The organism is Micromonospora sp. NPDC049903, from assembly GCF_044460945.1.
GTDB lineage: Bacteria > Actinomycetota > Actinomycetes > Mycobacteriales > Micromonosporaceae > Micromonospora.
This window is the reverse complement of sequence record NZ_JBITKL010000003.1, coordinates 94,162-114,017: the sequence shown is the minus strand read 5'-3', so window position 1 is coordinate 114,017 and position 19,856 is coordinate 94,162. Positions and strand designations below refer to the sequence as shown.

Annotated in this window: 18 protein-coding genes; all 18 read right to left on the bottom strand. The window is 72.5% G+C overall.

The window, feature by feature from the left end; translation table 11 throughout:
• Positions 1 to 45: 45 nt before the first annotated feature.
• The 18 genes from ACIBO1_RS08285 to rsmH all read right to left on the bottom strand — a co-directional run bounded on the left by ACIBO1_RS08285 (position 46) and on the right by rsmH (position 19,677).
• Complete coding sequence (locus tag ACIBO1_RS08285) at positions 46 to 465, bottom strand: TraR/DksA C4-type zinc finger protein (RefSeq protein ID WP_117227075.1); 420 nt, start codon at positions 463 to 465, stop codon at positions 46 to 48.
• 332 nt (positions 466 to 797) lie between these two features.
• Complete coding sequence (locus tag ACIBO1_RS08280; protein WP_396742637.1) at positions 798 to 1,103, bottom strand: DUF167 domain-containing protein; 306 nt, start codon at positions 1,101 to 1,103, stop codon at positions 798 to 800.
• Positions 1,104 to 1,106: 3 nt separating this feature from the next.
• Entirely contained in the window at positions 1,107 to 1,694 is a 588-nt protein-coding gene (locus ACIBO1_RS08275) for a hypothetical protein (protein WP_396742635.1), read from the bottom strand.
• Between the two features lie 74 nt (positions 1,695 to 1,768).
• Positions 1,769 to 2,566 carry a DivIVA domain-containing protein gene (locus ACIBO1_RS08270; protein WP_117227072.1) on the bottom strand — a complete coding sequence of 266 codons (798 nt, stop codon included), beginning with the start codon at positions 2,564 to 2,566 and terminating at the stop codon, positions 1,769 to 1,771.
• Positions 2,567 to 2,610: 44 nt separating this feature from the next.
• Entirely contained in the window at positions 2,611 to 2,916 is a 306-nt protein-coding gene (locus tag ACIBO1_RS08265; RefSeq protein ID WP_111212523.1) for a YggT family protein, read from the bottom strand.
• Positions 2,917 to 2,945: 29 nt separating this feature from the next.
• Positions 2,946 to 3,635, bottom strand: a complete 690-nt coding sequence (locus tag ACIBO1_RS08260) for a cell division protein SepF (RefSeq protein WP_396742633.1) — start codon at positions 3,633 to 3,635, stop codon at positions 2,946 to 2,948.
• Between the two features lie 193 nt (positions 3,636 to 3,828).
• Positions 3,829 to 4,572 (bottom strand): YggS family pyridoxal phosphate-dependent enzyme, encoded by a 744-nt coding sequence (locus ACIBO1_RS08255; protein WP_396742631.1) that lies wholly within the window; start codon positions 4,570 to 4,572, stop codon positions 3,829 to 3,831.
• A 9-nt stretch (positions 4,573 to 4,581) separates the two neighbouring features.
• The gene (ftsZ, locus tag ACIBO1_RS08250) at positions 4,582 to 5,697 is read right to left on the bottom strand and encodes a cell division protein FtsZ (protein ID WP_396742629.1); all 1,116 of its coding nucleotides are present in this window, start codon (positions 5,695 to 5,697) and stop codon (positions 4,582 to 4,584) included.
• Positions 5,698 to 5,939: 242 nt separating this feature from the next.
• Complete coding sequence (locus tag ACIBO1_RS08245; protein WP_396743280.1) at positions 5,940 to 6,719, bottom strand: cell division protein FtsQ/DivIB; 780 nt, start codon at positions 6,717 to 6,719, stop codon at positions 5,940 to 5,942.
• A 32-nt stretch (positions 6,720 to 6,751) separates the two neighbouring features.
• Positions 6,752 to 8,227: a UDP-N-acetylmuramate--L-alanine ligase gene (gene murC / locus ACIBO1_RS08240; protein WP_396742627.1), complete on the bottom strand. Its 1,476-nt coding sequence runs from the start codon at positions 8,225 to 8,227 to the stop codon at positions 6,752 to 6,754.
• A 96-nt stretch (positions 8,228 to 8,323) separates the two neighbouring features.
• A complete protein-coding gene (murG, locus tag ACIBO1_RS08235; RefSeq protein ID WP_396742625.1) occupies positions 8,324 to 9,430 on the bottom strand; it encodes an undecaprenyldiphospho-muramoylpentapeptide beta-N-acetylglucosaminyltransferase in 1,107 nt (368 codons plus the stop codon).
• Positions 9,430 to 10,839: an FtsW/RodA/SpoVE family cell cycle protein gene (locus tag ACIBO1_RS08230; RefSeq protein ID WP_396742623.1), complete on the bottom strand. Its 1,410-nt coding sequence runs from the start codon at positions 10,837 to 10,839 to the stop codon at positions 9,430 to 9,432. Before ACIBO1_RS08230 ends, murG begins: the two co-directional genes overlap by 1 nt.
• A 523-nt stretch (positions 10,840 to 11,362) precedes the next feature.
• Positions 11,363 to 12,496, bottom strand: coding sequence for a phospho-N-acetylmuramoyl-pentapeptide-transferase (gene mraY, locus ACIBO1_RS08225; RefSeq protein WP_396742621.1), 1,134 nt, complete (start codon positions 12,494 to 12,496; stop codon positions 11,363 to 11,365).
• Positions 12,493 to 13,899, bottom strand: a complete 1,407-nt coding sequence (gene murF, locus ACIBO1_RS08220) for a UDP-N-acetylmuramoyl-tripeptide--D-alanyl-D-alanine ligase (protein ID WP_396742619.1) — start codon at positions 13,897 to 13,899, stop codon at positions 12,493 to 12,495. The genes mraY and murF overlap by 4 nt, the downstream gene beginning before the upstream one ends.
• Positions 13,896 to 15,455, bottom strand: a complete 1,560-nt coding sequence (locus tag ACIBO1_RS08215) for a UDP-N-acetylmuramoyl-L-alanyl-D-glutamate--2,6-diaminopimelate ligase (protein WP_396743277.1) — start codon at positions 15,453 to 15,455, stop codon at positions 13,896 to 13,898. The genes murF and ACIBO1_RS08215 overlap by 4 nt, the downstream gene beginning before the upstream one ends.
• Before the next feature lie 314 nt (positions 15,456 to 15,769).
• Positions 15,770 to 17,965: a penicillin-binding transpeptidase domain-containing protein gene (locus ACIBO1_RS08210; protein WP_396742617.1), complete on the bottom strand. Its 2,196-nt coding sequence runs from the start codon at positions 17,963 to 17,965 to the stop codon at positions 15,770 to 15,772.
• A gap of 3 nt (positions 17,966 to 17,968) precedes the next feature.
• On the bottom strand, positions 17,969 to 18,577 hold the full coding sequence (locus ACIBO1_RS08205; RefSeq protein ID WP_350696360.1) for a septum formation initiator family protein: 609 nt from the start codon (positions 18,575 to 18,577) through the stop codon (positions 17,969 to 17,971).
• Positions 18,574 to 19,677, bottom strand: coding sequence for a 16S rRNA (cytosine(1402)-N(4))-methyltransferase RsmH (gene rsmH / locus ACIBO1_RS08200; RefSeq protein WP_396743274.1), 1,104 nt, complete (start codon positions 19,675 to 19,677; stop codon positions 18,574 to 18,576). Before rsmH ends, ACIBO1_RS08205 begins: the two co-directional genes overlap by 4 nt.
• Between the last annotated feature and the right edge of the window lie 179 nt (positions 19,678 to 19,856).

Below are 19,856 nucleotides of genomic sequence, written 5' to 3'. Positions count from 1 at the left end.
GCGGTGCTGTCGCACCGCCGCGCACCAGTGCCGGGGAGACAGCCGTCAGCGCCGCTCCTCCAGCTGCTTGCAGGTCACGCAGAGCGTGGCCGACGGGAACGCGGCCAGGCGCTCCACCGGGATGGGGTTGCCGCACCGCGCGCACCAGCCGTAACCACCTTCGTCGAGCCGCTCCAGCGCGCGCTCGACCTGCGTGATCCGTTCCAGGATGCTGTTGGCGAGGGAGATCTCCTGCTCCCGCTCGAGCGTCTTGGTCCCGGTGTCGGCCTGGTCGTCCCCGGCCGAGTCGGTCAGGCGGTCGCGCTGCAGCTCGGTGATCTCGCTCAGCGTCTGATCGTACTCGGCGCGCAACTCGTCATGGCGGGCCGCCAGCGCGGCACGGATCTTCTCGGTCTCCGCGGCACTGCGGGTGGACTTCGGCGCCGGCTTACGGCCTGCGGTCCTGGTGTCGGCTGGCTTGGCCATAGTCGCTCCCTCGGCCACGGAGCCGCGGGAAATCCGCGGCGCCTGGACAGGGGCCGCCGGCATCGGCTGCCCCAGGTACAAAACGGGCGCGCGGCGAACTGGCCGCGCACTCCGGAGGTTGGCAAGGATACGGAACGTACAGGCGTCCGACAATCTGCCGCACCGAAACGCCCTATCCGCCCCGATTCATGCCATTACCGGGGCAGGGGGAACGCTAGCAGATCGCGACCACGTCGCCGGTCGGTTCGCCGTCCTCGTCCCCCGGTCCACCGTCGACGATGGAGGCTGTCAGCGGGAGGTTCGTGGCTCGCGGCTCGGGTGGCGGATGCCGGTCAGCCGGGCGGATCCGCCCCGTCGCGCAGCCGGGACAACCGCGACACCGGATCCGGCCCGGCGTCGGCGACCAGGAAGAGTTTGTCGCGGCTGGCCGCGCCCGCCCGCAGCGACACGGCCGCCGGCCGCACACCGAGCGCCTCGGCCAACGCACGGCGCGCCGCCTCGGTGGCGCGTCCGTCCACGGCCCGGGCGTTGACGGCGATCACCAGGGCGGGACCGTGCGGACCGTCGAACCGGCCACCCACCCGGGCACGGGACGCCCCGGGCTTCACCCGTACGGCGACGGTGAGCACCTCGGCCACGGCTCAGCGGCGGCCGGACTCGGAGAGTAGGACGGTGCCGGGGGTGCAGAGCCCGCACGGCGTGAAGCCGAGTTCCGCCGCCTCGGCGGCGGGCAGCGGCTCGTGGTCGCGCCCGACCAGATGCACGCACTCGGCCAGGTGATAGCGGGGTCGCCCGTCGACCACCCGGACCTCGTCCGGCAGCCGGGCCAGCCGTGCGGCCTGCTCCGGCGTGATCTGCTGGGCGGCCGGCTCGTCGTCGTACCCGTCGACCACCGCACCCTCGACCGGGGCCTCCGCCTCGACCGTCACCGGCGAACCGGGTGGTTGCCGCCACCCGGAGTCGCCGGTGTCGACGGTCGGCGGGACGTGCTGCGTCGGGATGCCCGACGGACTTTCCTGGACGCCCGGTCCGGTGGCGTCGTCCGGTGCCTGGTCACCACGGGCCGCCGCGCGACCGGTGGCGGCCTGACGGGCGCCGGTGACCAGGGCGACGGCGGCCAGCAGGCTGGCACCGATCGAGACGACCAACAGCGGGCTGGAGCCGCCGGCCAGACCGAGCACCAGCAGCACCACGGCGACGAGGATGAGCGCGAGACTGACGACTATCACCGCTCACCCCCGCCGCGTCGTACCGATGAGGCAGGGCGGGCGACCGCCGTGTCGACGACGGCCACCGGCCCGAATCAGCGACCGGCCTCGAGAGCGCCGGAGCGACCGCCACCGTAGGAACCGGCGAGCCCGGCGGCGGCCAGGCCGTTGCCGGCGGCCCGGGTGCCGTCCCCGCGGGTCATCTCGGCCTCCAGGCCCTGACCGCGACCGTCGAGGTCCCGCAGCTGGCTCTCCAGGTACGCCTTGAGCCGGGTGCGGTACTCGCGCTCGAACTGCTTGAGCTCCTCGATGTGCTTCTGCAGCGCGGTGCGCTTGGCGTCCAGGCCGCCCATGGCCTCCTGGTGCCGCTGGCGGGCGTCCCGCTCCAGCGCGTCGGCCTTGGCCCGCGCCTCACGGGTGACCTCCTCGGCCTTGGAACGGGCCTCGGAGAGCAGCTGGTCGGCCTCGCGGCGCGCGTCGGAGACGTGGTCGTCCGCCGTGCGCTGGGCCATCATCAGCACCCGCAGCGCCTGCTGCTCGCCGTCACCGCCCGGCACCGCACCACCGGCGGAGCGGGTCTGCTCCAGCTCGGCCTGCATCGCGCGGGCGGCCTGCTCGGCGGCGGCCTTGTCCCGCTGCACGCGGTCGAGCTGAGCCTTGACGTCGTTGAGCTCGGCGGCGAGGCGGGCGTCGCCACCGGGACCGGCCGGGGCGCCGCCCCGACCGCCGCGCTCCACCTGGGCGCGCAGCTCGTTGTTCTCCTCGATCAGACGGGCGAGTTCGCGCTCGACCTCGTCCAGGAAGGCGTCGACCTCCTCCTCGTCGTAGCCCCGCTTGCCGATCGGCGGCTTCTTGAAGGCGACGTTATGGACGTCGGCCGGGGTCAGCGGCATCGAAACTCCTCGGGTCAGTTGCGGCCGCGATAGCGCGTCGGTCATCAGGCGGTCCTGATGATCGCCGGCTCTAACACAAACCTCATCAGCACGAACAGGATAACCAGGAGCACAAGGGAGGCCAGGTCGATGCTCACGGTACCAATTCGCAGCGGAGGGATCACACGCCTCAACGCCCAGAGCGGGGGATCAGTGACGCTCCACACGGATTCCAGTCCGGCCGATGCTCCGCGACCAGGTTGCCAACGCCGCCCGTACTGCAGGACGGCGCTCAACACGAATCGGGCCAAAAGAACGATCAGAAAGACATACGTGATCAGGTAGAGAACCTGTAGCAAGATCGACAACACGGCTTGTGGCGTCCCTCGGGTCGGGCGGGTCAACTCAGGCTGAAGAACCCACCCTCAGCGATCTTGGCCTTGTCCTCCGCGGTGACCTGGACGTTGGCCGGCGAGAGTAGGAACACCCGGTTGGTCACGCGCTCGATCGTACCGCGCAGTCCGAACGCCAACCCGGCGGCGAAGTCCACCAGACGGCGGGCATCCGCCTCGTCCATCTCGGTGAGGTTGATGATCACGGGTACGCCGTCCCGGAAGTGCTCGCCGATGGTCCGCGCCTCCCGATAGGTGGTCGGGTGCAGCGTGGTGATCTGGTAGCGCTGCTCCTCCTCGGGCATCACCCGCTCACGCGGCTGCACCTGCGGCGCCAGGGCCAGGTTGTCCCGGGTGTGGTAGCTGTTCGCACCGGACGACTCGGCGGACGCCCGGGTGATCGACCGCACGCTGGACCGCTCGGCCCGCTCCGGCCGCTCGGACTCCAGCCGCTCGGAGTCGCCGAGGCGACTGCCGGCACGCTCGCTCAGCCGCCCCCGGTCTCCGAGCCGCGGCCGGGGCGCGGGCGCCTCCTCCACCTCGTCGTCGTCATCGTCGGCGAACTCCTCGGCGTACCGACTCTGCCGGTAACGCGACTCGCGGTAGCCACCCTTGTCGTAGCCACCGTCGTCGTAGGCCCGCTCCTCGTCCTCTTCGACCAGTCCGAGCCAGACCCCCGCCTTGCGCAGTGCACCCATCCCCGCGCCCTTCCCGTCCGCCGTGCGGCACACGCCCCCGCCGTGTCGCCTGTCGCGAGTGGGCCGTTCCTGCCCACTGGACCGGAACGGCAATCCTCCGACGCGCAATTCGCGTTGCACGTCACGCCCCCCGTGGCGAGGAAGACCGTTCCCGCAAACAACACTGATGTAATTTGCTTCTCTCGCGGCCAGGCTACCGCAGCGTGGGACGCATTCCGAGCAACGCGCTACCGACGCGGACATGTGTCGCGCCGTGGGCGATCGCCGCCTCCAGGTCGCCGCTCATGCCCGCCGAGAGCACCGTGGCGCCCGGATGCGCGGCGCGCACCTGCGCGGCGAGGTCGGCCAGTCGGGCGAACGCCCGCTCCGGCTCCCAGCCGAGCGGCGCCACCGCCATCAGACCGGCCAGCCGCAGGCCCTCGGCGGCGGCCACCGCCTCGGTGACCGGACCGAGCCCCAGATCCGGGTCGGCGCAGGACGGCACCGCCCCGCCCCGGGACGGGTCGCCGTCGATGCTGACCTGCACCAACACCTCCAACGGGCGGTCCCGTCCGCCGGCCGCGGCGGCCACCGTGGACGCCAGCCGGACGCTGTCGACGGACTGGACCATGTCGGCGTACCGGAGCACCGACTTCACCTTGTTACGTTGCAGCCGGCCGACGAAGTGCCAGCGGGGCGCCACCCCGGCCGCAGCGACCTCGGCGGCCTTCGGAGCCGCCTCCTGGTCGCGGTTCTCCCCCACGTCGGTCACGCCGAGCCCGGCCAGCGCGACCACGTCCGCGGCCGGGTAGGTCTTGGTCACCGCGATCATCGTCACGTCGGCGCGGTCCCGGCCCGCGGCGGCACAGGCATCGGCGATGCGGGCGCGCACCCGGGCCAGCCCGGCGGCCAGTTCGGCACGCCGGTCGGGTCGCACCAGTGCGGGGCTGTCGGTCATCGGCGCCGCTCAGGACCCGTTCTTGAGGAAGTCGGGCACGTCGACGTCGTCGAACAGCACCCGACGCGGCGACTGCGTCGGCGCCGGCACGGCGGGCGACGACACGACCGGGGTGCTCGGCTGCGCCGGCTGGTTCTGGTTGGTCTTGCGCGTCGGCTCGGCCGCCTTGTACGCCGGAGTACCACCGTCGAAGCCGGCGGCGATCACGGTCACCCGCACCTCGTCACCGAGGGCGTCGTCGATCACCGCACCGAAGATGATGTTGGCGTCCGGGTGCGCCGCGTCGGTGACCAGCTGAGCGGCGTCGTTGATCTCGAACAGCCCCAGGTCGGAGCCGCCCGCGATGGAGAGCAGCACACCGCGCGCGCCGTCCATGCTCTGCTCCAGCAGCGGGCTGGAGATGGCCGCCTCGGCGGCCTCCACGGCGCGGTTCTCGCCGCGCGCGCTGCCGATGCCCATCAGCGCGCTGCCGGCACCGCTCATCACGCTCTTGACGTCCGCGAAGTCCAGGTTGATCAGACCCGGCGTGGTGATCAGGTCGGTGATGCCCTGGACACCGGAGAGCAGCACCTGGTCGGCGGTGCGGAACGCGTCCATCATGCTGATGTTGCGGTCGCCGAGGGCCAGCAGCCGGTCGTTGGGGATGACGATCAGGGTGTCGCACTGGTTGCGCAGCTCGTCGATGCCGGCCTCTGCCTGCACCTGACGACGCTTGCCCTCGAAGGAGAACGGACGGGTCACCACACCGATGGTCAGCGCGCCCAGCTTGCGGGCGATGTTCGCCACCACCGGAGCGCCACCGGTGCCGGTGCCACCGCCCTCGCCGCAGGTCACGAAGACCATGTCGGCGCCCTTGAGCACCTCCTCGATCTCGTCGCGGTGGTCCTCGGCGGCGTTCTTGCCGACGTCCGGGTTGGCCCCGGCGCCGAGGCCCCGGGTCAGTTCGCGACCGACGTCGAGCTTCACGTCGGCGTCGCTCATCAGCAACGCCTGCGCGTCCGTGTTGATCGCGATGAACTCGACGCCCTTGAGCCCAACCTCGATCATCCGGTTGACGGCGTTGACGCCGCCGCCCCCGATGCCGACGACCTTGATGACCGCCAGGTAGTTGTGCGGAGGTGTCATCTCCGGTCCTTTCCCTTCGAGATTGGCTGCTCCCCGACCGGCTTCGGCGTGGCCAGACCTGCGGTCGACTCAGCTGTCACCCAGCGAGGGCGCGAGGCAAACCCTCACCCTCTACTAGAGGGTTACAGTTATGTCAACCACTGATCCTCTTCCGGGCAACGTAAGCGCAGCCGAGCGATGTGCCAAGGACCTTTCCGGCGTGTCGCCGGTGGAGCGGGACGCTTCACAGCCTGATCGGCCACTCACCGGAAGGTCACCACGTCCGGCGCGCTGACGTCGATCCGGTCGGCCTCCTCGCCGAGCAACGCGGTGGCGACCCGGGCCTTGTCCGCCCCGCGTGTCGCGTCACCCCAGAAGACCGTGCGGTCGTCGCGCAGCAGCACGCTGATCCGGGCCAGCCCCTCGACCCGGACCTCCGCCAGCTCACCGCGCAACTGCGGAGTGAGCTCGCCGAGCACCGTCAGCCCCGCCCGGGTGTCCGGATCGTCCGGCCCGGCGGCGGCCAGGCGCAGCAGCGGCAGCCCGTCCGGCCGCTGCGGCAGCGTCCGGAACGCCACCCCGGCCGCGTCGATCACGTCGAACTGCTGCTCGCGCGGCACCACCGCCACGCCGGTCCGCTCCGTCAGCCGCACCACCAGCCCGTCCGGCCAGTCCCGGTGCACGGTGGCCCGCTCCACCGGCGGCAGCGTGCCGATCCGGGCGGCCAGCTCGGCCAGGTCGACCCGGGCCAGCGGCGCGCCGTCGGACACCCCGGCCGCCTCCCGCACCTGCACGGCCGTGACCAGCTCGGCGCCCTCCACCCGCATCTCGCGTACTCCGAACAGGCCGGTGCCGAGCAGCGTCCACGCGACCAGACCGGCGAGGGCCAGCACGCCACCGGCCACCGCCCAGGGCAGCGCGGCGCGCATCCGCCGACGCCGGGCCCGGGCCATGAACCGCCGGGTGGAGGCGGGCACCGCGTCCCGGCCGGCCCGGACCAGTTGCCACCGCCGGGTGGGACGGCGACCTCCACCGCCGTCCACACCGGTGCTGCGCCCGCGCGCCGGGCCGGGACTCATTCCGCCGTACGGTCCACGCCGAGCGCCGTGCCGCCACCGGCCGCCACCTGCGCACCGGCGGCCCGCGCGGTCAGCGCGACCAGCAGCTCGTCACCCATCAGCGAGATCGGCGGGGCGCCCATGGTCACCACCACGTCACCGGGGCGGGCCCGACGGGCCACCTCCACCGGCGCGTCCTCCCACGAGTCGACGAAGACCTTCTGCTCCGACGGCAGCTCCACCGCCGCGATCAGCGCCGCCGACCCCTCGCCCGGGCCGCGCAGCTCACCTGGGCCGAAGACCTCCAGCAGCACCAGCTCGTCGGCGATCGCGAGCGCCTCGGCGATCTCCGCCTGCAGGTCGCGGGTGCGGTAGAGCCGGTAGGGCTGGAAGACGACGATCACCCGCCCCTCCCCGGCCACCTCCCGCAGCGTCCGCAGGGCCAGCGTCATCGAGGTGGGGTGGTAGGCGTACTCGTCGTAGACGAGCACCCCGTCCACCACGCCCTTGCGCTCGAACCGTCGGCGGACGCCGGGGAAGGCCGCCAGCGCGGCCTCGGCCGCCGTCAGCGGCAGCTCCAGCAGGTACGTCGCCAGCACCGCCGAGGCGCTGTTCAGCCCCATGTGCCGGCCCGGCACCGGCAGCCGGAACTCACCCAGCGACCGACCGTCGATGTGGGCCCGGTAGCGCACCCCCTGGGCCGACGACACGATGTCGCTCAGCCGCAGGTCGGCGTCGTCGGCCTCGCCGTAGGTGTAGACCCGACGCCCCTCGGCGCGCAGCGTGGCCGCCAGCCGCCGACCGCCCGGGTCGTCGGCGCAGGTGATGACGTAACCCGCCGGGTCGGTGAGCCGGGCGAACTCAGCGAAGGCCGCCTCCAGGGTGGCCAGGTCGCCGTAGGTGTTCAGGTGGTCGGCCTCGACGTTCGTGATGATCGAGACGAACGGCCGGTAGATGAGGAACGAGCGGTCGCTCTCGTCCGCCTCGACCACGAAGTGCTCACCGGTGCCGTGGTGCGCGCCGGAGCCGCCCTCGGAGATCTCCCCGCCGATCACGAAGGACGGATCGGTGCCGGCCCGCTGGAGCACCATGGTCACCATGGAGGTGGTGGTGGTCTTGCCGTGCGTACCGGCCACCGCCACCGTGCGCCGGCCGGTCATCGCCGCCGCGAGCGCCTCCGACCGGTGCAGCACCCGCAGGCCGCGCTCCCGCGCCTCGACCATCTCCAGGTGGTCGGCGGGAATGGCCGAGGAGTAGACGACGGTGTCCACACCCTCCAGGTTGGTCGCCTCGTGGGTCATGTGGATCGTCCCGCCGAGCGCCCGCAGACCGGCCAGGGACGGCCACTCCCGCAACTCGCTGCCGGAGACCGGCAACCCCCGGGTGAGGAAGAGCCGGGCCAGACCGCTCATCCCGACGCCACCCACCCCGATCAGGTGGATGTGGCCCAGGTCCTCGGCGGTCAGCGTGCCGGCCGGGCTGAACGTGGTCATCTGCGCCAACCTTTCGTTCGCGACTGCGGGGCTCGCAACCCCGGCTCACTCCTCGCGCTCACCGGGACCAACCTTTCGTTCGAGAGTCCGGTCCGGTCACCGGTTCACCGCCTCGTAGACGAAGTTCAGCAGCGCCTCGTCGCCGTCGCGCCGACCGTACGCGGCGGCGGCGTCACCCATGGCGTGCAGCCGCTGCGGGTCGCGGACCAGCGGGATCACCGTCCGCTCCAGCCAGTCCGGGGTCAGCTCGGCATCGTCGACCAGCAGCCCGCCACCGGCCTCCACCACCGGCAGCGCGTTGCGCTTCTGCTCCTGGTTGCTGTGCGGGTAGGGCACGTAGATGGTCGGCAGGCCGATCGCGGCCACCTCGGCACAGGTCATCGCCCCGCCCCGGCCCAGCATCAGGTCCGCGGCGGCGTACCCGGCGTCCATGTCGGACAGGTACGGCAGGGTCACGTACGGCACCGGCAGGTCGGTCGGGACCGGCACCGGCTCGTTGCGGGCCCCCATCACGTGCAGCACCTGGATGCCGTTGCGGGCCAACTCCTTGGCCGCACCGGCCACCGCGAGGTTGATCGACCGGGCGCCCTGGGAACCACCGGCGACGAAGAGCACCGGCAGGTCGGGGCGGAGCCCGAAGTGGGCGCGGGCGGCGTTGCGCACGGCCGCCCGGTCAAGCCCGGCGATGGCCCGGCGCAGCGGCACCCCGACCACCCGGGCGTCGCGCAGCGACTCGGCCTGGGCCGGCTGGTGCGGGAAGCCGACCGCCACGTGCTTGGTGAACTTCATGCCCAGCCGGTTGGCCACCCCCGGCGGCACGTTCACCTCGTGGATCACGATGGGCAGTTCCCGCCGCCACGCGGCCAGGTACGCCGGCACCGACACGTACCCGCCGAAGCCGACCACCGCGTCGGCGCGCACCTCGTCGATCACCTTGCCGGCGGCGCGGGCCGCGGTCCACATCCGGCCCGGGGTGCGGACCAGGTTCAGGTTGACCGACCGGGGCAACTGGTAGGCCGGGATGTTGCGCAGGTCGTAGCCGGCCGGCGGGATCAGCTCGTTCTCCAGGCCCTTGGGTGTGCCGAGGCAGGTGATCCGGACGCCGGGGTCGTGTCGGCGAAGGCAGTCGGCGAAGGCGAGCAGCGGGTAGATGTGCCCCCCGGTGCCACCTCCTGCGAGCACCACCGAACGCAGCGGACCCATCAACGTCTCCTCTCGTCCGCCGACCCGCCACGGCCCCGGCCCTCCCGGGTGCCACGCGGTGCGGCCTGGTCGTCCCTGCGCCGCTTGCGTGCCTGGGGTACGGACCCACGGGCAGCCGTCGGCGGCGCCGCGCGGCGGCGCCGGCCGGGAAGCGGCGGCAACGGAGCCCACACTAGTCGGACCCACCGGGCCGGCGGACGGGCATGCAGTGCCCGGGCCGCATCGGGTTCCGCCCGGGCGAAAGAGGCCAGCATGCCGACCGCCGCGAGCGTGACGACCAGTGCGCTGCCCCCGTCGGAGATGAACGGCAGCGGCACGCCGGTCAGCGGCAGCAGGCCGATCACGCCGCCCATGTTGATGAACGCCTGGCCGACCAGCCACGCGGTGGCCCCGGCGGCGGCCAGGCGGCGGAACGGGTCGTCCACCCGGCGGGCGATCCGCAGGCCGGTGTAGGCGAGCACGGCGAACAGCACCACCACCACCGCGCAGCCGACCACGCCGAGTTCCTCGGCGATGACCGCGAAGATGAAGTCGTTCTCGGCCGCCGGCAGCCAGGCCCACTTGGTACGCCCCTGGCCCAGCCCGGTGCCGAACCAGCCGCCGTTGACGATGGCGTAGCGGGCCTGGACCATCTGGTAGCAGAGCTCGTTGCGGCAGTCGTCCAGCGGCGGCGGGTTGAAGAAGACGGTGAGCCGGGCCAGCCGGTAGTTCTCCTCACCGCGTACGCCGGACCCGGCACCGAGCGAGGCCACCGCGACCAGCAGGCCGATGCCGGCCAGACCGATCGCGCTGAGCGCGGCGAAGATCCGCAATCGCACCCCGGCCGCCCAGAGCAGGCCGACCACCAGGGCCAGCAGACACAGCATGCTGCCCAGGTCGTTGTAGCCGACCAGGACGAACATCAGGGCCACCACCGGGAACAGCGGGGTGGCCAGTTCCCGCCACCAGCCCAGCGCCGCGCCCTTGCGGGCCAGCACGTACGCCCCCCACAGCACCAGGGCGAACTTCGCCAGCTCGGAGGGTTGCAGGCCGAACCCGAACACGTACAGCCAGAGCAGGTCGGCCTCCAGCGGGCCGATCCGGGGCTCGCCGTCGGTCAGCCGCCCGTACGCCTCCAGGAGGTTCAGCAGCACCAGCAGCCCCACCGAGACGGCCAGCGCCGGGCGACCCAGCGACCGGTAGGTGCTGGCGGGCAGCCGCTGGCAGGCCCAGAACACCACGATGCCGATCACCGCGAAGATCGCCTGCCTGGTCAGCGACGTCGAGGCGCTCCCGCCCTGCGCGTAGTCGCGCACGCTGGTGGCCGAGAAGACCATGGTCAGGCCGATCAGCAGCAGCAGTCCGGCGCTGGCGAGCAGCAGGTGGTAGGAGGCCAGCGGCCGGGACAACAGACCACGCAGCGCGGCCAACCCGCCCACCGCGTCGAGGCCCCGCCACGGCCCACCGCCCGGTGCCGCGCCGGCCGCACCCGATCCGCCGGTACGACCCGTACCCGCGCCGGTTGTCGTGGCCCCGGCTTTTGCGGCCCCGGCCCCGCGCGTGCCGCCGGGTCGCGCCGTGTCCTCGGTCCCGACCGCCACGGACGATCCCTCGGCGGGCCCTGTCCGGGACGACCGCCGGGTCGGCCGCGCGCCGTCGTCTTCTCGCACCTCCCCCACAGCGCCATCATCGCTGCTCCGGGGACCTGACACCGGCGGTACCGGCCGGTCGGCGTGTCGAACTTGCGTTGCGCCACATTCCGCCACAGGCCGGCCACTCTCCGCCACCCGTCTCACCCACCCCGCTCTCCCCACGCCCCGCCGCCCCCACGCGCCCCACCCCCGCGATCATGGAGCTGTGGTCGACTTTTCGTCCGGCATGTCCGCATTTGTCCATGCCACAACTCCACGATCGCGAGCGTGGGGCGTCGGGGCGTCGGGGGTGGGTGGGGGGTCAGCCCATGTTGGCCAGGAAGTCGCTGTAGAACAGGCCCAGGGCGATGGCGACACCGATGCCGGCGATGATCCAGAAGCGGACCACGATGTTGACCTCGCTCCAGCCCGCGAGCTCGAAGTGGTGCTGGAGCGGCGACATCCGGAACACCCGCTTGCCGGTGGTCTTGAAGGAGATGATCTGGATCACCACGGACATCGTGATGATCACGAACAGGCCACCGATGATCGGGAGCAGCAGCACCGTGCGGGTGGACATCGCCATGCCGGCGATCAGGCCGCCCAGACCGAGTGCGCCGGTGTCGCCCATGAAGATCCGGGCCGGTGAGGTGTTCCACCAGAGGAAGCCGACACAGGCACCGGCGGCGGCGCCGGCGATCAGCGCGATCTCCAGCGGATCCCGGACCGCGTAGCAGTAGTTGTTCGGGTTGGCGGTGTACGACGGGTCGGCGCACCAGTGCCGGTACTGCCAGAACGCGATCACCGCGTACGCGCCGAGCACCATTACCGAGGCACCGGTGGCCAGGCCGTCGAGGCCGTCGGTGAGGTTGACGCCGTTGGTCGCCGCCATCACCACGAAGATGAAGATGACCACCGCACCGATCTTGGTCACGTCCAGCGCCGGGATGTCCCGGATGAAGCTGAGCGTCGTGCTGCCGACGGTCTCGGTGTTGGTCACCTCCCCGCTGGCGTCGGTCATGGTGGACGGGAAGTAGAGCGCCACGACCCCGAACAGCGCACCGACCAGGATCTGGCCGAGCAGCTTGCCCCGGGCGCTCAACCCGCCGCTGTGCCGCTTACGCACCTTGAGGAAGTCGTCGACGAAGCCGACCGCGCCGGAGAAGACCATCAGGCCCAGCAGCACCAGCGCGGTGATGGTCGGCTCGACCTGGGCGATCTGCGCGTCCGGCAGCGTGGTCAGGGCCAGGTGACCGGCCACGTACGCGATCACGGTGGCGAGGATGAACACCACCCCGCCCATGGTCGGGGTGCCCTTCTTGCCCTGGTGCATCTGCGGGCCCTCGGCCCGGATCGGCTGACCCGCCTTCAGCCGGGTAAACACCTTGATCGCGATCGGGGTGCAGAACAGTGAGACGAGGAAGGCCACCCCGATGGCCACGATGACCGCTCTCACGAAGCGTCACCCTCGCCGTCTGCGGCCGCGTCGACGCGCAGCGCGTCGGCCACCTCCCAGGTCCGGTAACGGGAGCCCTTCACCAGGACGACATCGCCCGGTCGTAGCTCGCTACGCAGCACCTCGACGGCCGCCGCCTGATCGGTGAGCAACACCGACTCTCCTCCCCAGTCACCTACCGATGTCGCCCCGTGGTGAATCGGCGCCGCGGCCTCACCGACCACCAGCAGCCGGGCGACGCCCAGCTCGGCCGCGAGACGGCCCATGTCGGCGTGCCCCTGCGTCTCGAAGTCACCCAGCTCGGCCATGTAGCCGAGCACCGCGACGGTACGCCTCCCGCTGCCGATGCCGGCGAGCGCACGCAGCGCCACCGCCATCGACGCCGGGTTGGCGTTGTACGAGTCGTCGATCACGGTCACCCCGTCGGTGCGTTCGAAGACGTCCATCCGACGGGTGGAGACCAGTCCGAGCGCGCCCAGCGCGACGGCCAGCTCGGTCAGCGGCATGCCCAGTTCCCGAGCCACCGCCGCGGCGGCCAGGCTGTTGGAGACCTGGTGCCGCCCGGTGAGCCCGAGCCGCACCGGCGCGGTGCCCTCCGGCGTCACCAGGGTGTACGCCGGCCGACCGCGCTCGTCCAGCGTCACGTCCTCGGCCCGGATGTCGGCGTGCGCCGCCTCGCCGTAGCGGACCACGCGGGCCACCGTACGGGTCGCCATCGCGTCGACCAGCGGGTCGTCGGCGTTGAGCACCGCCAGGCCGTCGGCCGGCAGCGCCTCCACCAGCTCGCCCTTGGCGACGGCGATGTTCTCCTGGGAGCCGAACTCCCCGATGTGCGACACCCCGACGTTGAGCACCACGGAGATGCCCGGCGGCGCCACCTCGCAGAGGTAGCGCACGTGCCCGATGCCCCGCGCGCCCTTCTCCATCACCAGGTAGCGCGTCGTCGGCCCGGCCTGCAACGCCGTGTACGGGTGGCCCAGCTCGTTGTTGAACGAGCCGGGTGGTGCCACCGTCTCGCCGAGGCGGGCGGTGAGCTGGGCGATCAGGTCCTTGGTGGTGGTCTTGCCGGAGGAACCGGTCAGCCCGATCACGGTCAGCTCGGGCAGCCGGTCCACCACCGCCCGGGCCAGCCGACCCATCGCGGTCAGCGCGTCGGTGACCACGATCATCGGCACCCCGGGCACCTCGCGGGTGCCCAGCACCGCCACCGCACCGTCGGCCACGGCCGCCGCCGCGTAGTCGTGCCCGTCGACCTTCTCGCCGTCGAACGCGACGAAGAGCCCACCGGCGCGGACCTTGCGCGAGTCGAACTCGACGCCGCCGGTCACCTGTGCGGCGGGGTCGGCGTCGACCAGCCGCCCGTCGACGGCCGAGGCGACCTCGGCCAGGCTGAGCGCGATCACCGCTGACCCGCCAGGTCCCCGAAGCGGGCCCGCAGCGCGTCGGCGAGCTCCGTCCGGTCGTCGAACGGGTACGTCTCGCCGGCGATCTCCTGGCCGCGTTCGTGGCCCTTGCCCAACAGCGCCACCACGTCCTGCGGTTCGGCCAGCCGGACCGCCTCGTCGATCGCCGCGCGCCGCCCGGCCACCTCGATGATCCGGGCCGCCGTACCGGCCTGGTAGGCACCGGCGAGCACCTCGGCGCGGATCGCCGACGGCTCCTCGGTACGCGGGTTGTCGTCGGTCACCACGACCACGTCGGCTCCCTCCGCGGCAGCGGCACCCATCAGGGGGCGCTTGCCCCGATCCCGGTCGCCGCCCGCACCGATCACACAGATCAGCCGGCCGGCGCTGAGTTCGCGCAGTGCGGCCAACGCGGCCACCACGGCGTCGGTCTTGTGCGCGTAGTCGACCACCCCGCGTACCCCGCCGGCCACGCCCACCGACTCCAGACGCCCGGGCACGCCACCGCAGGCGGCCACCCCCTCGGCGGCCGTCACCGGGTCGACTCCGGCGGCGACCAGGGTGGCGATGGCCAGCAGGGCGTTCGCCACGTTGTGTCGGCCGGGCAGCGCCACCCCGGCGGGCAGCGTCAGCCCGTCCGGGCCGTGCGCGGTGAAGCGCTGGGCGTATCCGTCGCCGTCGATCGTGTCGGCCCACCAGGTGGCAGCCGGGTCGCCGGCCGCCGAGTAGCTGACCGTGGCCGGCCGGAAGAGGGGTTCCAACGCCGGGTCGTCGCGGTTGAGCACCTCCACCGCGCAGCGGCCGTCGAACAGGCGCGCCTTGGCCGCGAAGTAGTCCTCGGCGTCGGCGTGGAAGTCCAGGTGGTCGGAGCCGAAGTTGGTCCAGCCACCCACGCTGAACCGCACCCCGCCGACCCGCCCCATCGCCAGGGCGTGGCTGGAGACCTCCATGACCACCGCGGTGACGCCGCGCTCCCGGGCGGCGGCGAGCATCGCGTGCAGGTCGGTGGCCTCCGGCGTGGTCCGTACGCTCTCCACCACCAGGTCACCCAGGCGCGTCTCCACGGTGCCGATCAGGCCGGTGGTGTGGCCGGCGGCGCGCAGCCCGGACTCCACGAGGTAGGCGGTGGAGGTCTTCCCGGCGGTGCCGGTCACCCCGATCGTCAGTAGGTGCGCGGTCGGGTCGCCGTAGATCGTCGAGGCGACCGGGCCCAACACCGCGCGTGGGTCGTCGACCACCAGCACCGGCAGCCCGGTGCCGGCGGCCGACTCGGCACCGGCCGGGTCGGTCAGCACGGCGACCGCGCCGGCCTGCGCCGCACCGGCGGCGAACTCCGCGCCGTGTCGGCGCGCGCCGGGCAGGGCCGCGTACAGGTCGCCGGGTCGGATCTCCTGACTGGCGTGGGTCACCCCGGTCACCAACGGATCGGCGCTGGTGGAGGGCGCCACGGTGAGCAGGGCGGCTAGGTCACCGAGCCGGATTCCGGTCACGGTACGGGGACGAGGATTGCCGCGCACGGCGTCAGACCCTACCCGGTCGCCCGGGTCCGGCCGCACGGCGCGCCTGAATCTCCGCCGCACGAAGTCGAACCGCAGGTCGCGGCCGGTGCACGCGCCGGGCGTACGCCCGGCGGCACGGACGGACACCCGACACCCGGGTGCCTCGGCGACCACCCGCCTCCGCAGGGGAGGTGATTCCGGGTGGCTTCCGCCACCGACGACCATTCACGCCGAGGCGATACGAAGAGACGACGCACCCGGGCACGGTCACCGCGAAAAGACCGAAAACACACCGACGGATGTGCGTACGTCAATTCCTCGGGTCGCCGGTGGCGGCGCCGGGCGATCCGAGGAATTGACGATGACGACAGTTACGGGAATACGGTGAACTTCGGAGCCGGGTCGCCCGACGGCGGCACCCGGAAATGCCGCAACGCGAAGGTCATCATTTCCTTGAACGCCGGCGCTGCGACCCGGCCGCCGCCGCCACTCGGGCTGTGCACGAACACCGCGATCACGTACTTCGGGTTGTCCGCCGGCGCCATCCCGATGAACGAGGCGACCTCGCCGGGCTGTTTCTTCCCCTCGACCAGCCGCCACCCGGTGCCGGTCTTGCCCGCCACCCGGTAGCCGGGTACCGCCGCCGCGAGTCCGGTGGCGTTGTCCACGGTGGTGACCGCCTCCAGGATCGTGCGCAACTCGGCGGCATTCTTCGGGCTGAGCACCTGGCGGGTCACCGGCTCCTCGGCCGGCGTCGTCGTCCCGTCCGGACCGATCGTCTCCTTGACCAGCCTCGGCTGCACGTACGTGCCGTCGTTGGCGATGGCGGCGTACGCGGCGGCCATCTGCAACGGGGTGGCGTCCACGCTGTGCCCGATCGGCACCGAGCCGTGCGACGACTCGCTCCACTCCTGCACCGGCAGCAGGCGACCGCCCGCCTCACCAGGCATCCCCACGCCGGTCGGCTTGCCGAGCCCGAACCGCTGCTGGTAGTCGAGCAGCCGCTCCGGGCCGAGCTGGTCGGCGATCTGGATGGTGCCGACGTTGGAGGAGTGGGCCATCATCCCGGCCACGCTCATCCGCTTCCCATCCGCCGGGAACGTGTCCCGGAACCAGGTGTCGCCCTTGCGGATTCCGTTGGCGACCGGGAAGACGGTGTCCGCGGTGATCACACCTTCCTGCAACGCCGCCCCGAACGTGATCGCCTTGTGCACCGAACCCGGGTCGACGACGAAGCTGGTGGCCGCGTCCTCCCGGTCGGTGGGGTCACTCGCCTGCGGTTTCGCCGCGTTGTAGGTGGGATGGCTGGCCTGGGCCAGCACCTCACCGGTCCGCGCGTCGAGCACCACCGCGGCACCCGTGCTGCCCTGCACCGCCGCCATCTGCTCGCTGAGGATCCGCTGCACCGTGTACTGCAGGTCCCGGTCGATGGTGAGCACGATCGAGCTGCCCGGCTTGGCCTTGGTGGTGCGGCTGTAGCCACCGGGGATGGGCGCGGCCAACGCACCCAGGCCGATCTCGAAGACACGCTGACCGTCCTCGCCGTGCAGCAGGTCGTCGTAGCGCGCCTCCAGACCCTCCAACCCGACCATGTCCAGGCTGGTGAAACCGATCAGGTTGGCGGCCAGGTCGCCGCCGGGGACCTCACGACGCTCGTCCCGATGGGCGGCGATTCCCGGCAGTTTCAGCGCCATGATCTCCCGGGCCCGGCCGACGTCCACACCTCGGGCCAGGTACTCGAACTGCGAGTCGACGCCGCTGATCCGCTTGCGCGGCTTCATCCTCTCGGCCAGCTCCGAGGCGGGCATGCCGAGCAGCGGGGAGAGCGTCTGCGCGGTCGCGGCGATGTCCTCGATCTTGGTCGGGTCGGCGTAGACGTACCGGGCCTCGACGCTGTGCGCCAGGGCGGCGCCGTCGCGGTCCAGGATCGCTCCGCGCGGCGCGGGCAACGGCACGGTACGCAGCCGCTCGGCCATGCCGCCGTCGGCGTACGCCGGAGTGTCGACGGCCTGGAGCACGACGAGCCGCACGCCGATGGCGACGAAGAGGGCCAGCGCCAGCGCGGTGCCCAGCCGCAGCCGACGTCCCGGGTCGGCGAGCCGGGGCGGACGCGGCGCCTTGCGGGCCGGTCGACGCCCGGCCGGACGGTCGCCCCGGCGCGGATCCCGGCCGCCGACGCGACGCCGGGGCGTGCCGGCCGGCGCCTCACCCCGTGGGGTGCGGTCGGTGACCGTACGGACCACGGTGGTCCGGCCGGCGGTGGCCTCCCGCCGGGGTGCGGCACCCGCCCGGGCACCACCACGGGTCGCGGCGGACCGTCCACCGTCGAGCACCTGCAACGCCGGCCGGAACGGGTCCTGGGTTCGGCTGGTGCGCGGGTTGCGCCGCTGCTCGGTGCGACCGCCGCCGTCCCGGACGGTACGACCCCGGGGGGTGTACGCGCGGGCGTCGGAGATGCCGCCGACACCCGGCTCACCACCGCGCTCGCCCGACACGCCCCCGTTACGGGAAGAACCGCGCCGGGAGCCTGTGGCGTCCCGGCGCGGTTCGTCTGATCTCGAGGGCACGGCCTACCCCTCCGAGCCCTGCTGGCTGGTGATCGACACCTGCCCGCCGGCCGGCTGCGGCACGCCGATCATCTTGCCGTCCGGCAGCCGGATGTATGCCAGCTCACCCGACTCGACCAGTCCCAGGCGGCGGGCCTGGGCGGCCAGGTTGCCCGGCGACTCCGACTCGGCGATCTGCTTCTTCAGCTGCTGCTGCTCCACGTCGAGCTTGGCCTGCTGCTGCTGGAGTTCGTCGAGCCGGAACGCGTTCTCGTTGATCTTCGTGTTGACGGCCAGGATGCCGAGCACCCCACCGACGACGAGCACCACCACGAGCGCCGCGAACGGCGCCCGGGGCACCCGCACCGGCGGCGGCGGGGCGACCCGCAGCCGTGGCGACTCGGCCCGCTCCGGCTTGCCGGCAGTGGCCCGCTCCACCGGTCGCAGTGCGGCGCTGCCCTGGACGGGAAACTCGCGCGCCCCCCGGGCGCGAGTGTCGTCCAGCCGGCTCACCCGGTCCTGCCGCCGGGTGTCGGTCCCGGCTGCTCGGGTCCGCTCCGCCGCGATCCGGCCCCCCGACCGCGGTGTGCGCTGCCCGACGCCGGCGACGTCCCGGCGCTTGCTCACATTCATATTCCCTCCCCCTCTTCGTCCGTGTCCCCCGGCGTCCGCCGCGGTCCCCCTCCGGTTTCCGCGGTCGACCCCGTCCCCGGTTGGTGCATCGCCTTGACCCGGCGCCGGTACCGTTCGCGGTCGGTACGCCCCTGGTGCCGGGCCTGCGGGTCGATCCGTTCCGCCGCCCGTAGCCGCACCGATGCGGCTCGCGGGTTGGCGGCGACCTCCCTCTCCCCGGGCAGCTCCGCGCCCCGGCTGAGCAGCCGGAACGTCGGCTCCGACCCGGGCAGTTCGACCGGGAGGTCGACCGGGCCCGTACTGCGGACCCGGCCGGCGAGCGCCTGCTTGGTGAGCCTGTCCTCCAACGAGTGATAGGACAGGACCACCATGCGACCGCCGACGGAAAGCTTGTCCAGAGCGGCCGGCAGCGCCGTCTCCAGCGCTGCCAGTTCTCTGTTTACCTCGATCCGTAAAGCCTGAAACGTTCTCTTTGCCGGGTGTCCCCCGGTTCGCCGGGCCGGCGCCGGGATCGACTCCCGCACCAGCTCGGCCAGTCGCGCCGACGAGGTGATCCGGGCCCGGTCCCGTTCCCGGATGATCGCCGAGGCGATCCGCCCGGCGAACTTCTCCTCGCCGTACACCCGCAGCACCCGGGCCAGATCCGGATGCGGGTAGGTGTTGACCACCTCCTCGGCGGTCACCCCCCGGGTCTGGTCCATCCGCATGTCCAGTGGCGCGTCCTGTGCGTACGCGAACCCGCGGTCGGGTGCGTCGAGTTGCAGCGAGGAGACACCGAGGTCGAACAGCACACCGTCCACGGACGAGTAACCCAACCGGTCCAGCACCTCGGGCAGCTCGTCGTAGACCGCGTGTTCCAGATGGACGCGATCGGCGAACCGGGCCAGGCGTACCCGAGCGTGTGCGAGCGCCTCGGTGTCCCGGTCCAGGCCCACCAGGATCGTCTCCGGATGCGCCTGCAACACCGCCTCGGCGTGCCCGGCCAGGCCGAGCGTCGCGTCGACGTGGACCGTACGGCCGCCTCGACCCAGCGCGGGGGCGAGCAGCTCGAGACACCGCTCGAGCAGCACCGGCACGTGCGTGCCGCGTAGCTCCCCCATGTCGACCCCCACTGGTTGAACCGGTCTCGTGTACGCGTTCTGTTCGTCGGACGACGCCGTGCCGTCGTACCGCCAGATCCCCATCCGCTCTCGATCCCTCCGCCGGACCGTGGTCCTGCGTGCGGATCGTGTGCCTGGCACCGGGGAAGGGATGCCAGGAGCTCGAAAGCGGCTGGAGA

Bases quoted from the DNA above. Each gene is read 5' to 3' on its own strand.
- ACIBO1_RS08285 (WP_117227075.1), bottom strand. From the start codon at position 465: ATGGCCAAGCCAGCCGACACCAGGACCGCAGGCCGTAAGCCGGCGCCG.
- ACIBO1_RS08270 (WP_117227072.1), bottom strand. From the start codon at position 2,566: ATGCCGCTGACCCCGGCCGACGTCCATAACGTCGCCTTCAAGAAGCCG.
- ACIBO1_RS08260 (WP_396742633.1), bottom strand. From the start codon at position 3,635: ATGGGTGCACTGCGCAAGGCGGGGGTCTGGCTCGGACTGGTCGAAGAG.
- ACIBO1_RS08255 (WP_396742631.1), bottom strand. From the start codon at position 4,572: ATGACCGACAGCCCCGCACTGGTGCGACCCGACCGGCGTGCCGAACTG.
- ftsZ (WP_396742629.1), bottom strand. From the start codon at position 5,697: ATGACACCTCCGCACAACTACCTGGCGGTCATCAAGGTCGTCGGCATC.
- murC (WP_396742627.1), bottom strand. From the start codon at position 8,227: ATGACCACGTTCAGCCCGGCCGGCACGCTGACCGCCGAGGACCTGGGC.
- murG (WP_396742625.1), bottom strand. From the start codon at position 9,430: ATGGGTCCGCTGCGTTCGGTGGTGCTCGCAGGAGGTGGCACCGGGGGG.
- ACIBO1_RS08205 (WP_350696360.1), bottom strand. From the start codon at position 18,577: ATGAATGTGAGCAAGCGCCGGGACGTCGCCGGCGTCGGGCAGCGCACA.
- rsmH (WP_396743274.1), bottom strand. From the start codon at position 19,677: ATGGGGGAGCTACGCGGCACGCACGTGCCGGTGCTGCTCGAGCGGTGT.